This is a genomic window from Thalassovita sp. (genome assembly GCF_034670005.1).
Lineage (GTDB): Bacteria > Pseudomonadota > Alphaproteobacteria > Rhodobacterales > Rhodobacteraceae > Thalassobius.
Genome location: NZ_JAXMOH010000001.1, coordinates 515,122 through 529,665, shown reverse-complemented (window position 1 = coordinate 529,665; position 14,544 = coordinate 515,122). Strand labels below are relative to the sequence as shown.

At 57.3% G+C, this 14,544-nt stretch carries 18 protein-coding genes and 1 tRNA gene; 8 read left to right on the top strand and 11 right to left on the bottom strand.

What is annotated here, in order from left to right:
• Positions 1–40: 40 nt before the first annotated feature.
• Both VOI23_RS02735 and VOI23_RS02730 read left to right on the top strand, forming a co-directional pair.
• The gene (locus VOI23_RS02735) at positions 41–334 is read left to right on the top strand and encodes a hypothetical protein (RefSeq protein ID WP_323781848.1); all 294 of its coding nucleotides are present in this window, start codon (positions 41–43) and stop codon (positions 332–334) included.
• Positions 282–1,010 (top strand): winged helix-turn-helix domain-containing protein, encoded by a 729-nt coding sequence (locus tag VOI23_RS02730; RefSeq protein WP_416376495.1) that lies wholly within the window; start codon positions 282–284, stop codon positions 1,008–1,010. Before VOI23_RS02735 ends, VOI23_RS02730 begins: the two co-directional genes overlap by 53 nt.
• Here VOI23_RS02730 and VOI23_RS02725 read toward each other — a convergent pair whose 3' ends face one another.
• Positions 1,011–2,036 carry a LacI family DNA-binding transcriptional regulator gene (locus tag VOI23_RS02725; RefSeq protein ID WP_323781161.1) on the bottom strand — a complete coding sequence of 342 codons (1,026 nt, stop codon included), beginning with the start codon at positions 2,034–2,036 and terminating at the stop codon, positions 1,011–1,013.
• Positions 2,037–2,130: 94 nt separating this feature from the next.
• Here VOI23_RS02725 and VOI23_RS02720 point away from each other — a divergent pair.
• A tRNA-Arg gene (locus tag VOI23_RS02720) sits at positions 2,131–2,207 on the top strand.
• A 91-nt stretch (positions 2,208–2,298) separates the two neighbouring features.
• Here the strand turns inward: VOI23_RS02720 and pncB are convergent.
• From pncB to pncA, 3 genes are all read right to left on the bottom strand, one after another.
• A complete protein-coding gene (gene pncB / locus VOI23_RS02715) occupies positions 2,299–3,591 on the bottom strand; it encodes a nicotinate phosphoribosyltransferase (RefSeq protein ID WP_323781158.1) in 1,293 nt (430 codons plus the stop codon).
• 95 nt (positions 3,592–3,686) lie between these two features.
• Entirely contained in the window at positions 3,687–4,019 is a 333-nt protein-coding gene (locus VOI23_RS02710; protein ID WP_323781155.1) for a TfoX/Sxy family protein, read from the bottom strand.
• Positions 4,019–4,615, bottom strand: coding sequence for a bifunctional nicotinamidase/pyrazinamidase (gene pncA / locus VOI23_RS02705; protein WP_323781153.1), 597 nt, complete (start codon positions 4,613–4,615; stop codon positions 4,019–4,021). Before pncA ends, VOI23_RS02710 begins: the two co-directional genes overlap by 1 nt.
• A 131-nt stretch (positions 4,616–4,746) precedes the next feature.
• Between pncA and VOI23_RS02700 the strand changes: the two genes are divergently transcribed.
• From VOI23_RS02700 to VOI23_RS02685, 4 genes are all read left to right on the top strand, one after another.
• A complete protein-coding gene (locus VOI23_RS02700) occupies positions 4,747–5,982 on the top strand; it encodes an Hsp70 family protein (RefSeq protein WP_323781150.1) in 1,236 nt (411 codons plus the stop codon).
• 69 nt (positions 5,983–6,051) lie between these two features.
• A complete protein-coding gene (locus VOI23_RS02695; protein ID WP_323781147.1) occupies positions 6,052–6,300 on the top strand; it encodes a hypothetical protein in 249 nt (82 codons plus the stop codon).
• Entirely contained in the window at positions 6,297–6,689 is a 393-nt protein-coding gene (locus VOI23_RS02690) for a hypothetical protein (protein ID WP_323781143.1), read from the top strand. Before VOI23_RS02695 ends, VOI23_RS02690 begins: the two co-directional genes overlap by 4 nt.
• A 20-nt stretch (positions 6,690–6,709) precedes the next feature.
• The gene (locus tag VOI23_RS02685) at positions 6,710–7,624 is read left to right on the top strand and encodes a rhodanese-related sulfurtransferase (protein ID WP_323781141.1); all 915 of its coding nucleotides are present in this window, start codon (positions 6,710–6,712) and stop codon (positions 7,622–7,624) included.
• Positions 7,625–7,707: 83 nt separating this feature from the next.
• On the opposite strand, the gene VOI23_RS02680 is transcribed toward VOI23_RS02685, so the two are convergent.
• From VOI23_RS02680 to VOI23_RS02650, 7 genes are all read right to left on the bottom strand, one after another.
• The gene (locus VOI23_RS02680; RefSeq protein WP_323781845.1) at positions 7,708–8,919 is read right to left on the bottom strand and encodes an MFS transporter; all 1,212 of its coding nucleotides are present in this window, start codon (positions 8,917–8,919) and stop codon (positions 7,708–7,710) included.
• A gap of 101 nt (positions 8,920–9,020) precedes the next feature.
• Positions 9,021–9,440 (bottom strand): alternative ribosome rescue aminoacyl-tRNA hydrolase ArfB, encoded by a 420-nt coding sequence (gene arfB, locus VOI23_RS02675; RefSeq protein ID WP_323781138.1) that lies wholly within the window; start codon positions 9,438–9,440, stop codon positions 9,021–9,023.
• A gap of 251 nt (positions 9,441–9,691) precedes the next feature.
• On the bottom strand, positions 9,692–10,315 hold the full coding sequence (locus VOI23_RS02670; protein WP_323781135.1) for a queuosine precursor transporter: 624 nt from the start codon (positions 10,313–10,315) through the stop codon (positions 9,692–9,694).
• Positions 10,316–10,380: 65 nt separating this feature from the next.
• The gene (locus VOI23_RS02665; protein WP_323781132.1) at positions 10,381–11,295 is read right to left on the bottom strand and encodes an esterase-like activity of phytase family protein; all 915 of its coding nucleotides are present in this window, start codon (positions 11,293–11,295) and stop codon (positions 10,381–10,383) included.
• Positions 11,268–12,074, bottom strand: a complete 807-nt coding sequence (gene mepA / locus VOI23_RS02660) for a penicillin-insensitive murein endopeptidase (protein ID WP_323781842.1) — start codon at positions 12,072–12,074, stop codon at positions 11,268–11,270. The genes VOI23_RS02665 and mepA overlap by 28 nt, the downstream gene beginning before the upstream one ends.
• A 107-nt stretch (positions 12,075–12,181) precedes the next feature.
• Entirely contained in the window at positions 12,182–13,525 is a 1,344-nt protein-coding gene (locus VOI23_RS02655; RefSeq protein WP_323781129.1) for an MFS transporter, read from the bottom strand.
• A 66-nt stretch (positions 13,526–13,591) separates the two neighbouring features.
• Entirely contained in the window at positions 13,592–14,128 is a 537-nt protein-coding gene (locus VOI23_RS02650; protein WP_323781126.1) for an acyl-CoA thioesterase, read from the bottom strand.
• Positions 14,129–14,258: 130 nt separating this feature from the next.
• On the opposite strand from VOI23_RS02650, the gene VOI23_RS02645 reads away from it, so the two are divergent.
• Complete coding sequence (locus VOI23_RS02645; RefSeq protein ID WP_323781123.1) at positions 14,259–14,540, top strand: YggT family protein; 282 nt, start codon at positions 14,259–14,261, stop codon at positions 14,538–14,540.
• Positions 14,541–14,544 lie beyond the last annotated feature (4 nt).

Here is a 14,544-nt window from a genome sequence, read left to right as displayed (position 1 = left end):
GTTATTGAATAACAGCAGACAAATGCGCATTGTGACAGGCATGAAACAGATCCTCATCACATCACTTATTGCACTGTCCGTCGTGCTGGCATCGCCGGTTTCGGCGCGCGCCGAATGCTATGCCGATTACAAGGCCAAACAGGATGCGCCGCTTAGACTGCACTATGGTGTGGCACAGATATCCGGTAGCTGCAGCAAAGCCAGTGCGCAGTCCGAGTTGAAACCCCGTCTGGCAGGGGAGGGCTGGATTTTGCTGAATGTTCTCTCGGTGTTTGGACCCGATGGTTTGGAAGAAAGGAAGGACAGTGCCGGAGTCTATTTCCTCCGCTTCTGAATTGCGCCGATCCGGATCGCGATTCGTTGTCATGGGTATTTCAGCCATCGTTGGAGTCCTGATGACGGCAGCCATGGTGTTGTATTTCACCCTGCCGGATGCGAATGCGTTCAACGCGCGGGTAGAACGGTTGTTTGTCGAAAACGACGATCTGACCACTGCGGCAGAAATCAAATTGCTGGAAATTCTGGCGCAATCCGGAACCGCCTTTGCAGACACGCTGACCAGTTACCGGATGGTGATTTTCGTGTTGTTGATTTTCGCAACGGCGATGGTGATTGCGGCGCTGGTGTTTCTGGTCATGCTGGTGGCGCTGAACCGGCGCATGATGCAAATTGAACAGGCCGGGATACAGGTGTCTTCGCTGCTGATCAGCCGGGATGAAAATACCGTCTATTTGAATAACATGGGATTCAAGCTGACCAAAGCGGCGATGGAAACCCTGTCGGTTCTGGCCGAGGCCCGGATGGACGAAGACGTTTTGTCGGGTGCCGAGATCGAAGCGGTGGTGTCAGGCCGCGACAGTGCCGATTGCGAAGAAGCCGCAGGTGCCACCCGAATCAAGCGGTTGCGCGACACGCTGGGCAATCAGATGGTCAGTGAGCTTCTGGTCAAGAACATCGCTCGAAAGGGCTATATGCTGGCGGTCGACAAGGATGTAATCCGGATGATCTGATCATCCCTTGATGAGCGTATCGCCATAGCTGATCTTGGGTGTCAGTTCGATCCGGTCGTCGATGTCCAGATCGGGGTTTTCCGTGCGCGCCACAATGATTTCAGCGGCGCGGCGACCGATTTCCAACCGGCAGGCATCCATCGTGGCCAACTTCATCGGCAGGCCCTGCAACAGCTCGACGCCGTTGAACCCGGCCAGCCCGATCTGTGTCGGGATTTCATACCCTTTTTCGATCAGATAAAGTAATCCACCGGCACCGATCATGTCGTTCGAATAATACAGGAAATCCAAGTTCGGAGTGCGTTCCAGCATGGCGGCCGTCATTTCCCGCCCCTTGGCCAGCGCCGAGCCGCCAGAATAGAATTCCTGATCCGCCACTTCGACCCCGCCCTTTGCCAAAGCCTGGGTCAGGCCTTCGAACCGTTTGCGGGCGCGATGGTCCAGCGGCATCTTGGTGCCCATGAAACCGATGCGTTTATAGCCGGCTTTCAGGATTGCCTGACCCATTTCTTTGCCGGCGCGGCGATGGGAAATCCCCACCATAGCATCGATCGGATCGCCATCGGCATCCATGATCTCGACCACGGGAATTCCAGCCGCCCGGAGCATGGCGCGCGATGCGTCTGAATGTTCCAGACCGGCGATGATCACCCCGGACGGGCGCCAAGACAGCATTTCGTAGAGCACCTTTTCTTCCTTTTCAGGAAGGTAGTCGGTGACACCGACAACTGGCTGCAAGTCGGTATCTTCCAGAATCTTACTGATCCCGGTCATCACCTCGGGGAATACCATGTTGGACAGGGAGGGGATGATCACAGCGACCAGATTGACCCGCTGACTGGCCAACGCACCGGCGATCTTGTTGGGCACATATCCCAATTGTTTGGTCGCTTTGAGCACCTTTTCCCGTGTCGCTTCGGACACATCGCTACGATTGCGCAATACCCGGCTGACGGTCATTTCCGAAACGCCCGATACTTCGGATACATCGCGCAGAGTTAATGGGCGGGTGTTCTTGCGGCTCAAATCCGGTGTCCTGAAATTATCGAGGGTATGTGAATGTTAGCGCGATCTGCGGGGCTTGTTCAAGCCATCCCGCCGGGCTAAGACATCCGGGCGTGGCCCCGTGGCTCAACTGGATAGAGCAGCCCCCTCCTAAGGGGCAGGTTGCAGGTTCGAATCCTGCCGGGGTCGCCAGTCAGCCAAGATAGGGCGGAACCCTGAACTGCAGCTGGTGCAGCTACAGCAAAGCGGCATGGCCTGCGAAGAATGCCAGCCGGTCCTGGCTTTACACTTCTATCTTCATGGCTTTTTGCGCTCCGACCTCGAACACCCGTTTGTAGCGCGCGATTTCGTTCGCCGGGCCCATGGCCTTGTTCGGATTATCTGACAGCTTGACCGTGGGACGCCCGTTGGCCGACACCGCTTTGCATACCAGAGAAAACGGTGCCAATGCATCGTCTTGGGTCAGTCCACGGAAATCATTGGTCAGCAACGTGCCCCAGCCGAAAGACGGCCGCACCCGCCCGGCAAATTGGCTGTGCAATTCCGAAATCTTGTCTACATCCAGCCCATCAGAAAAGATCACCATTTTCTGCTTGGGGTCTTCGCCGCGCGATGTCCACCAGTCGATGGCGGTTTCCGCCCCTTTGGCCGGATCACCGCTATCGATGCGAATGCCGGTCCAGCCCGCCAGCCAGTCCGGAGCATGTTGCAGAAACCCTTCGGTGCCGTATGTGTCAGGCAGAATGATGCGCAGATTGCCGTCGTGTTCTTCTTGCCAGTCGGCCAGAACCTGATACGGGGATTGCGCCAGTTCCGCATCGTTGTCGGCCAGCGCGGCATAGACCATCGGCAATTCGTGTGCATTGGTGCCGATTGCTTCCAGATCACGGTTCTTGGCGATCAGACAATTCGAGGTGCCGACGAATTTTTCGCCCAATCCTTCGGTCATCGCCTGTACGCACCAGTCCTGCCACAGGAAGGAATGCCGTCGCCGGGTGCCGAAATCGGCGATGCGAAGCCCGTCTATTTTGCGCAACTTCTTGACCTTTTCCCAAAGCTTGGTCATGGCGCGGGCATAAAGCACCTGCAATTCGAATTTCTTCATTTCATCCAGAACGGCGCGCCCACGCAGTTCCATCAGCACCGCCAGCGCCGGGATTTCCCACAGCATCACCTCGGGCCAATTGCCTTCGAAGGTCAGTTCGTATTGGCCATCGCGTTTTTCCAGATGGTAATCGGGCAGGCGCATGTTTTCGAACCATTCCATGAAATCGGATCGGAACATCTGACGCTTGCCATAAAAAGTGTTGCCGCGCAGCCAAGTGCTTTCACCGCGGGTCAGTGACAGTGATCGGATATGATCGAGTTGCTCACGCAATTCGCCTTCGTCGATCAACTCGGCCAGGCGGATATCCTTGGTTCGGTTAATCAGGCTGAACGTCACCTGGGTGTCGCGCTTGTTGCGGAACACCGACTGGCACATCAGCAGCTTGTAAAAATCCGTATCGATCAGAGACCGGACAATCGGGTCGATCTTCCATTTATGGTTCCAGACACGGGTGGCGATATCTACCATTCCGGGGGCTCCTCACTCGACCGGGTTCGGTTTACGGGACTGACGCGGGTCTTAGCAATCATCTGTCAGCAATACGACGACTATGAAGGCAAAGCCTACACCCCTTGAAGCCGCTTTGGAATTTTCTTTGGATCAGGCAGCGCGTCATAGGTTGCCATGACCAGCGGCAACAGGATGTCGGGATCTTCCAGAAGCTCTTCGTCGATCAGAAAATGCGGTTTCGCGCCAGGATAGGGCGGGGATTGTTCCAGTCCGGCATCCCGGGTGCCCTTGGTGATCTTGAGATAAAGCCGGTCATCGCAGACCAGCCCGATTAACCGGACGCCACAATAAAGTCCGTACTCGCCGAACATTGGCAGGGCGTGTATTGGCCCGGCCTCTGACAGCAGATCGAAAAGGTGGTCGATGGTGGATTGCGCAGTTGCCATCAGACGATCTCCACGCCGGCTGCACCCATGCGTTTGATTGCAGTTTGCAGCGACCCATCAAGATCAATGGCGCGGCAAAGATCCATCCGAACGGTGACTTCGAATCCCAACCTTGCAGCATCCAAGGCTGAAAAACTCACACAGAAATCGGTGGCCAGCCCGACGAGCGTCAGGTTCGAGATCTCACGGTTGCGCAGGTACCCGTCCAGTCCGGTCGGTGTTTCATGATCGTTTTCGAAGAACGCCGAATAGCTGTCTACGGTGCGGTTGTGTCCCTTGCGAATGATAAGGTCGGCCCGGTCGGTATCGAGACCGATATGAAACGCCGCACCATCGCTGCCCTGAATGCAATGGTCGGGCCACAGAACCTGCGGGCCATAGGGCATGTCGATCATACCGAACGGGTCCTGCCCCCGATGCTGCGAGGCAAAGGAAGAGTGATCGGCCGGATGCCAATCCTGGGTCAGGAGAACCGTATCGAAATCGGCCATCAGAGCGTTGATACCGGGCACGATTTCATCGCCGCCCGTAACCGCCAAGGTGCCGCCGGGGCAGAAATCTTTTTGCACATCGATCACGATCAGGGCGTGGGTCATGGCCGGTCTCCTTTGATCAAGGGGTAGGCAGGCGGCCTCCCGCCGTCAAGCAAAGCGGCCATGGTGATTGTAAGCGCCCGCAATTTTCCCTATTCAGGCGCTCTTTTCCGCAACAAACCGCGAGTGGTGGCATGGCTGTTCTGGCGATCGATTTTGGAACCTCGAATACGGCGGCTGGGGTTTGCGTCAACGGCGCACCCTATCTGATCCCCCTGGAGCCGGGCGAAACCACTTTGCCAACGGCAGTTTTTCTGGATTTCGCTGCCCGCAATACGCTTTATGGGCGTCAAGCCGCGCGGGCGATGATGGAAGGGTACGAGGGCCGGTTCATGCGGTCGCTGAAATCCGTTCTGGGCACACCGCTGGCGCGGGAAAAGCGGCAGTTCATGAATGAAAAACTGACGCTGATCGAAGTGATCGCGCGATTTTTACGGGAAATCCGCTGCCGTGCCGAAGCAGCGACATATCAGAGCTATGATCAGGCGCTTTCCGGCCGTCCGGTGCGGTTCCATTCCAGTTCGGAAACACGCGATGCGCAGGCGTTGCTGGATCTGACCGATGCCTATCATCTGGCCGGTTTTAAAGATGTGGCGTTCCTGCCCGAACCCGAAGCGGCGGCGCTGGCTGTCGGGGGCGAAGGCCGAAACCTGATAGTCGATATTGGCGGCGGGACATCGGATTTCACGCTTTGCGACCGGCGGGGTGGCGATACCAAGATCATCGCCAGTCAAGGTGTTCGCATCGGCGGTACAGATTTCGACAAGGCGATCAGTCTGGCACATGCCATGCCTCTGTTGGGCTACGGTGCGCAGATTGGCAATGAAATGGGATCCGGACATCACACCGCGCCCCGGGCGCTGTATCAGGATCTGGCAAGCTGGGAAAAGATCACCTTTGTCTACGGTGCCGCGCTGTTGCGGGATGTGCGCAAATGGGAACGGTTGGCCCATCAGCCCGATTTGTTCGCCCGGCTGGGTGAGGTGTTGGAAATGCATCTGGGCCATGATGTGGCCTATGCGGTCGAGGCCGGCAAGATTGCTGCGAATGGTCCAGATGATGGCTTGATCCGGTTGGATACGGTCGAGCGCGGTTTAGCCGTGCCATTGCCCCGGGATGCAATGCAGGCGGAACTGGCGGTCTATGCCGATGAGATCGCCGAATTTGCGGTGCAAACCGTGGCTGAGGCGGGGTGCGACCTGAGTTCAGTAGACCGGATCGTGTACGTTGGCGGGTCCAGCCTGATGGCGGTGATCCGGGACCGGGTTGAGGGGCAATTCCCCAATGCCGCCCCCGAAACGTCCGAAGTGTTCACCGCTGTTGTCGATGGGTTGGCGCTGGCTTCGGAAACGGCGTTCGAAGCTTTGTAAGTACCGGTCGTTGGATTTAGACTAAGCAATGAGTTGTTTACCTAGGTACCAAGGTGTACAATTTACTTTATGAAGAAAATCGAACGTACACAAACTGGGCTGCGGCTGGAAAAGCGGTTGCTGAAGGTGATGAAGGGGCTGGCCGAACATCTGGATATGAGTGTGGCCGAACTTATTGAGGGCATGACGCTGCATGCATTCGAAGGCAAAGCTCCTTTCAGCGAGGCGACATTGAGCAAAATCGAGAAGCTCAAGCAGGTCTATGACCTTGATCTGACCTCGTCGGACAGCCACACGTTGCGAGAGGATGCGCGATGAGTGATCATTACGACCGGATGCTTGCCGACTTGGATGAGGGCACTTTGACGCCGGATGGATTTACCCATCGTGATCATGTCGGGATCACTGTAGCGGCGTTGCTTCAGGGGGACTTTTACGACGCTCTGGCACGCATATCACGGGGGCTTGCGCGGTTAACCAGTGCGGCGGGTGCACCTGAAAAATTCAACGCCACCTTGACCTTTGCCTTTGTCAGTCTGATCGCAGAGCGCATGACAAAGGAATGCAACAGCCCCGACGCGTTTTTTCTGGACCATCCCGATATTCTCAGCATTGAACCGCTGGCGGGCATCTATCCGTACGAACGACTCAATTCTGCCATCGCGCGGCGTATCCCGTTGTTGCCTGAACCTTGCCAGCAGGCCTAGTTATTCGTAGATCGAGCTTCATGTACATCGTTTGCGCTCTCTATCACTTCACCCGATTCCCCGATCCGGCGGCATTGAAACCCGCCTTGCTGGAGCTTGCCCTCGCGCAGGGCGTAACAGGATCTCTTCTGTTGGCGCAGGAAGGAATCAACGGCACTATCGCCGGATCGCGGCAGGGGATTGATGCGGTTTTAGCCCATATCCGCGCCTTGCCGGGTTGTTCCGATCTGGACAGCAAGGAAAGCATGGCCTCAGAACCGCCTTTCCCGCGCATGAAGGTCAAGCTGAAGCGCGAAATCGTCACGATGGGCCAGCCAGATGTCGACCCTTTGGCGCGGGTGGGCCATTATGTCGAACCGCAGGATTGGAACGATTTGATCCGCAGCCCCGACGTGGCGGTGATCGACACCCGCAACGATTACGAGGTGGCGATTGGCACATTCGAAGGCGCGGTCGATCCGCAAACCGAAAGCTTCCGTGATTTTCCTGCCTGGTGGGAGGAAAACAAACATCGCTTTCACAACAAGCGGATCGCGATGTTCTGCACCGGTGGGATTCGCTGTGAGAAATCGACCAATTTCCTGCTTGGGCAAGGGGTGGAAGATGTTTACCACCTCAAGGGCGGTATTCTGAAATACCTCGAAGAAGTTCCCAAGGCGGAGAGCAGCTGGGAAGGCGAATGTTTCGTCTTTGATAGCCGGGTTTCGGTCGGGCATGGGTTAAAAGAGGGGCCGCATCTGTTGTGTCATGCGTGCCGACAGCCGATCCTGCCAGAGGACCAGCAGCGCCCGGATTACGAACATGGCGTGTCCTGCTATCACTGCGTCGACAAGACGTCAGAGGCGGATAAGGCGCGGTTCCGCGAGCGGGAGAAACAGATCGAATTGGCGCGGCAGCGGGGAAAATCCCATATGGGCGGGTCGCGTGGCGCCTGAGCAGGTTTGGGGCCGTTGCCCCAGCCATTGAAAATCATTGATTTTCATGCCTCCCCCGGGATCTTTTCAAAAAGAAGAAGCGGTTAGGCCGGCAGGCCGGAGGGGGTTCGGGTGCGCATCAGGATCGTCAAGATGATGGCGAGGTTGAGCAGGTTCCAGCCGATACCGTTCCAGAATGCCATCTGGTAGCTGCCAGTGATGTCGTAGATCCATCCCGACATCCAGCCCCCCATTGCCATGCCGATGATGGTGGTCATCAAAACAAAACCGACGCGGCTACCGGCTTCTTTTGCGGGCATGTATTCGCGTACGATGACTGCATAGGACGGCACAATGCCGCCTTGCGACAATCCGAAGATGGTGGACACGACATAAAGCGAAACCAGCCCGTCAAACGGCAGGTACAGGAACAGTGCCAGCATTTGCAGGGTCGATCCGATGATCAGGGTTTTCAGCCCACCCAGTCGGTCGCTGACAAGACCGGACAGCAGCCGCGACGCGACGCCGCCCAGCAGCATCAGAGACAGCATTTCGGCGCCCACCGCAGGGCCATAGCCAAGATCGACGCAGAAGGACACGATATGAACCTGCGGCATCGACATGGCGACGCAACAGCCGATCCCGGCCAACCCCAGCATCGCCACCAGCATTGTATGGCTGAAACCGCTGGAATGCGCCCTTGCGCGCGAGGCCGCGTCCGAACGGGCCGTGGCCTCAATCGGGACGCGGCGGCGCAGCAATTGAGCCAGCCCGATAATCGAAACCAAACAGACCGCCGCCAGCAGAAGATAGACACCGCGCCAGCCATGCGCGGTCTGAAAATCCGACAGCATGACCGGCCAGAACGCGCCAGAAAGGTAATTCGCGCTGGCCGCGATAGCCACCGCGATGCCGCGGCGTTTCAGGAACCACAGCGACACATCGGCAATCAGTGGGCCGAAGCTGCAGGCGGTGCCCAGACCGATCAAGAGGTGTAGCATCGACAGCATCAGGATCGTCGGGCTGAACGCTGCCAGCGTAAACCCTGCGCCGATCAGAACTGCGGCCCCTGACAACGCCCAGGTAATTCCGATGCGGTCCACGACAGTGCCGATCAGAAAGTTCCCAAGGGCGAAGCCGACCATGGTCAGGATATAAGGGTAAGATGCTTCGGCCCGGTCAAGACCGAATTCGGATTGGATCGCTGGCATGACAACGATCACCACCCACATGCCGACATTGCCGATCAGTCCGATCAGCAGCGAGATGGCCAATCGGATCCAGGAATATCGGCTGTCTAGACTGTCGGCTCCCATCAGTGGACTATTGCCCGGAACAGCATCGGTCGGGAAGACCGTAGAAATGCCGTATGCGACGCGGATAGTGTCGTCGCAAAACCTGTCGGCTTTCCGGGTTTTCAATCGTCTGTCACCCGGCCGCGCCGCGCCTTGATTTCGCCGCGTTGCTTCTTGGCTTCAATCCTGCGGCGCTGACTGCCCTTGGTGGGCTTGGTGGGAATCCGTCGTTTTGGCCGTTCCAGCGCTACGCGGATCAGATCGGCAAGCCGGGCACGGGCCAATTCGCGATTGCGGACCTGGCTGCGGGTTTCATCGCATTGGATCACGATGGCGCCCTCTTTGGTCCAGCGTCGCCCGGCCAACCGCTTCAGCCGCGCCTTCACGGGATTTGGTAAATTTGGACTGCGATCTGCCTCGAACCGCAATTCGACCGCGCTGCTGACCTTGTTCACATTTTGACCGCCCGGGCCGGAGGCGCGGACAAACTGTTCTGTCAGTTCCCAGTCTTCAATGGCGATCGTGTCGTTGATCTTCAGCATGTTGGGGCTCTAACGCGCCGGGGGAAAAGAGTAAGGGCCGCCCTGCTCGGAGCGACCCTAGAGAGAAAAGGAGGTGGGCCGGTTAGGCGCTCACCAATTTGGGAAATCTACAACCAAGGGCTGCCTCAGGCGCTTGCCTCCCAAACTGTTCCGACACCTCTCTCCGCTATCCCATTAGACACTAGAGCACCTCCTTTCTAAGTTTTCGATAGGAGAATCGTGCCACAGAATTTCGTAATGTCAAAACAAAATCATGTGGCAGGTGCTGTAAGTTTCCCCACGATGATGCGGAACGGCACAAGTGCTAAAAGTGCGAGCATCATTTTGACCATCCAGTCGGCAACGCCCAAGGACACCCAAAGCGGCACCATTGGACCTATTCCCAGAAGCGGCAATGTTTCCCCAGCCCAAGACACGTCGTTGCCCGGCTCGAGGAAACTGAGGCTGGCGGAAAAGGCCACGCTGAAGAAGATCGCGGTATCGAGCGATGATCCGATCAGGGTCGATGCCAGCGGCGCGCGCCACCAGCGGCCCTGTCGCAGCTGGTTGAACACGGCGACGTCGCTGAGCTGTGCTATCAGGAAGGCCAGTCCGGAACCGATTGCGATGCGCAATGTGACGAGCGGGCCGAATTCGCCCACAATCTGGGTGCCGATCAGCGAACACAGAACGCCGACGATGAACCCTGCCACCACGACCTTACGGGCCGGGCCGGGACCATAGACGCGGTTCATCACGTCGGTCACCAGAAAGGCAAATGGATAGGTAAACGCCCCCCAGGTCAGCCATTGACCGAAGAGGAATTGAACAAGGATATTAGACGCCACAACGATGGCGGCCATGGCAATGATGCCAGGAAGATGTGTGCGATTCATGCTTTTATTCCGTTTTTACATGGTGGCGGCGACATGGTTCCGCTTCGCGCGGGAACAGGCAGCGTTTAATGGGTTGCGGGGGCTTTGGCAAGCGGTTCCATCAGGACATATTCGACAATCTCGGTGCGCTGAAAGAACTTGAAATTGTCGTCCGACACCATGGTCAGACGGATCTGGCCGGATGTGTCACGCCAGACAGACAGCCCTTCGAGATTGTCATGCTGCCCTAGCGATGAGGTAAACAAAACATCGCCGTCGGGATCGAAATGGTCGAGATCGAAACGTCTTACCTGGCTTCGGAACCCGATGCCGCCAAAATCGCGTTCCAACAGGTAAAATTGCCCGTCCGGGCCGAAATCGGCCCCCACAGGGTTAAATCCGCCCGATGGGGCGATATGATCAATGATCTTCCACTGACCGCCAGCGTAGCGGTAGACCGGAAAACCGGTTTGTGCGTCCAACGGGGTTTCGGGCACCACATAGAGCCGGTTTTGGGCATCAATCGCCAAAGCTTCCAATGACTCATTGCCGGGCATCCTCTTGAAATCTGGATGTCGCGGTAGTCGGGTAGCGGGGCCTGCCATGTCCGGATAGGACCAAACCTTCGCCGTTGCCTCGAAGCTGACGAAAAGCTCGCCATCTGATCGCAAAGCGAGCCCTTCGGAATCGCGCCGCCAACCTTTTAACCGGGTGCCGTCGGGTTTAAGAAGATCGTTCGACCCTGTCAGGGTGATGCCGATCAGTGTGCCATCTTTGCGCTGCAAACGACCGCGCAATAATCGGGTTCGGTCGGTCATAGCGACAAACTCAACCCCCTCGGGATCGAGTTCAAGCGCTGAAATGCCGCCAAACCCGTCGATCGGTTCGGACCATGTCAGAGACGTCAGATAGCGCGCTTTGCCGGTCGGTCGGGCGCTGCCCGCAACGGTCAAACAGATGGCGGCAAGCGCGGCTACTGCGATTGCAAGACGGAAATGCATTGGTTCGGCATATCGGCCATGGTCAGTTCACGGCGCGGTTTCGGTTTTGGTGCATTGGGATCTGGCGGTTTCGGATGCAAGATGTCATTGACCCAATCCTCTGCGTCTGCGCAGCCGTCGCCAGACGGTGGCGATGCCTGATTTACGCAATTGCGCGCGCCCTTGGGGCAGTTCAGCCGGACATGGAAATGGTAATGGTGGCCCCACCACGGGCGGATTTTCCGCAACCATCTGCGGTCACCCTTTTCATCCTTGCACATCTGCACCTTGGCACCGGGAAATACGAAAATACGGGCAACGCGGGGATCTTGCGCGGCGGCTTTCAGAATCTCGTGATGCTGGCGGGTCCAGTTTTCGTTTACATAGGCCCCGTTGGCGCGGCGCATCGAAATCGAGGAGATGTTTTCGCGTTCCGCCGCCGTCAGGTTCAGACGTTGCGGCGGTCGCATCCAGATATCAATATCCATGCCGATTTGATGGCTGCGATGTCCTGTCAGCATCGGGCCGCCGCGGGGCTGGCTCATATCGCCGATATAAAGCCCGCTCCATCCTGGTTGCCGCGCTGCCTTGGCCGACAGGTCTTTGATGAAGGAAACCGTTTCCGGATAGCCCCAATTGCGATTACGGCTGAGCCGCATGGCCTGCCATGTGGGTCCAGTTTCGGGCAATTGTACGCCGCCAGCCAAACACCCTTTGGCATAGCTGCCAATTGGCTGCACGGCTTGTGCCGATCCGTGGGCGTGGCCGCCGAAAAGCTGCTTGGCAGGAATTCCGACCATCGCCTTGGGGATTGCCTGCTGGGTTGATACCGCCGGGTGCGTTCCACTGGTTTCGGTGCCGCCGGTGCGCCCGGGACCACAGCCTGTCACGATCAGCGACAGCGCGATCAGTAAGAGGAGTCGTCTTGCCATGCTTGCGGGTCTCCTTCTGGTTTGACCCAGCGTAGCAAAATCAGCCCGATAAGGAAAAGTCCGATCAGCGGAGAAACGCCCAACTGCTGGCTCTGTGTGATCGTGGTTGTCACCCCGATCATCATCGGCGCCAGGAATGACGTCGCCTTGCCAGCAAGCGCATAAAGCCCGAAGCTTTCGGCCATTTTGCGCGGGTTGGCCTGACGCACCATCATGGTTCGGCTGGCGGACTGGATCACCCCGCCCGCAGCACCGATCAACGCGCCCAATACATAGAAGACGATATCGGGCAGGTTCGAGTCTGCTCCGACCGGGATGCCGTAAACGCTGTCGCGGGATACAAAGACGATTGAAATTGCGACGAAGGTCAGGACGAGGATGCAGATCGTGATCACCGGCTTGGGCCCGAACCGTTCATCCGCATGCCCCCCGAGCCAGGCAAAGACCGCACCGGCGATAATGGCGATGATGCCAAAGATACCGGTATCGACCACACTCCAGCCCAGAACACCCGCCGCATATATGCCGCCAAAGACATACATACCGTTGAGTGCATCGCGGTAGAACATAGACGACACCAGATAAGCGAACAAAGAGGGCGTTCCGGGCAGACGGGAAATCGTGCCCTTTACCTCTTTCAAAGCTGTGGCAATGGCACCTTTTGGGGCACCCACGGGTTTCGGGTCGCGGACCCACAGGAAGAACGGGATCATGAAGACCGCGTACCAAATTGCGGTCAGCGGCCCAACGAAACGGGTGCCCTCGCGCAATTCGGGGTCAAGTCCCAAGGCCGGGGACATACCGATCAGGGTTTTGCCTGTCTCGGCACCTTCGGCAAAGAAGGCCAGCATGATTACCAAAGCGACCAACCCGCCAACATAGCCAAAAGCCCAGCCATTGCCGGAAATACGACCAATTTCTTCTTTTGTGCCCAGATCGGGCAGCATCGAATTGGTGAAAATCGTGGCGAATTCCATTCCGATCATGCCAATCGCAAACAGGATCAGGGTCAGGGTCAGGTTGAAACTGTCAGGTGCCGCAGTCCAAAGCCCCGCCGCTCCGATCACGTACATGCCGGAAAATAGCCAGATCCAGCGCAACCTGTTGCCCGATGTATCGGCCATCGCGCCCAGGATCGGGGCCAGCAATGCAATCACGATCCCGGCCGATCCGATGCCAAAACCCCATGCGGCCTGCGCCGCAGTGCCGTCGGCCATCAATTCCTTTACATAAGGCGCGAAAATGAATGTGATCAGCAGTGTGTTATACGGCTGGCTGGCCCAATCAAAAAAGAACCACCCCCAGATGCGCTTGCGCATGTCCGTCCCCAATCGTTTTCAGCCCCTATCCATCTCTTATGACAGGCGAATTGTAACGCTGGCAAGTCAATCCTGAAGTGGTGGCCAGGGCCGCGCGTTTTCCGCATCGATCCATTTCAGAACCCAGTCGGGCAGCATCGGGCTGAGGGCGTCGGTGCCAAATGCCTGACGCACGCGATCGGTGCTCACGATGCCGTTGGCGTCGGTGATGGCGGCGCGATACACCACCTGGTTGGCACAGTCGCCGTTTTTCTTCCACATTGATTGTTCGAGATAGAGAAACCTGTCATCCCAACCCAGGGCGCGGGAGCGCATTTCAAACCTTTCGAACATGCGGATGCGGCGGCGATAGCGGACGCAGGCCCCGGCCATGGTCATGCCCCAGCCTTCGCGTTTGAGCGTATTTATCAAGCCTGTGCGCTTGGCCAGGATCAGCCGTCCCAAGTCGAACAGGGTCAGGGTGCGCCCGTTATTGAGTTCCATGAACGGGTCGAGATCCCACGGCAGGCACATGTGATGTGACACATGGATGCCGTTGAGCGGCAATGCCGGGGCGTTGCGGAAAATTACGAATTCTTTGGCCAGTCGGATCAGCGGAAACATTTTGGGCTCCTTGACAACCGTTCATGTCTGTTGCTGCGCCGCGGCGAGGTCAATAGAAACCGCGCGTCAAAGCTTGCGCTTTTGCAGTGGGCTGCTTACCTGTTAGCGGCAAATAAAGGACTGAATACGAATGATGGCTATCTACGGACCGCTTCAGCTTATTTTGAATGTCGCCTTCTTCATAATGATCGCTCACATCATTATGAGCTGGTTGATCAATTTTCAGGTTCTGAACCTGCATCAGCCGCTGGTTTCGCAGTTGTGGTATGGGCTGAACCGGCTGCTCGAGCCGATCTATGCCCCCATTCGCCGCATTTTGCCTGACACGCGACCACTGGATTTGGCCCCTCTGGCAGCGTTTATCATCATCATCAGCCTGCGAGACTACATTTTGCCGGCGATACTGCTGTAACAGC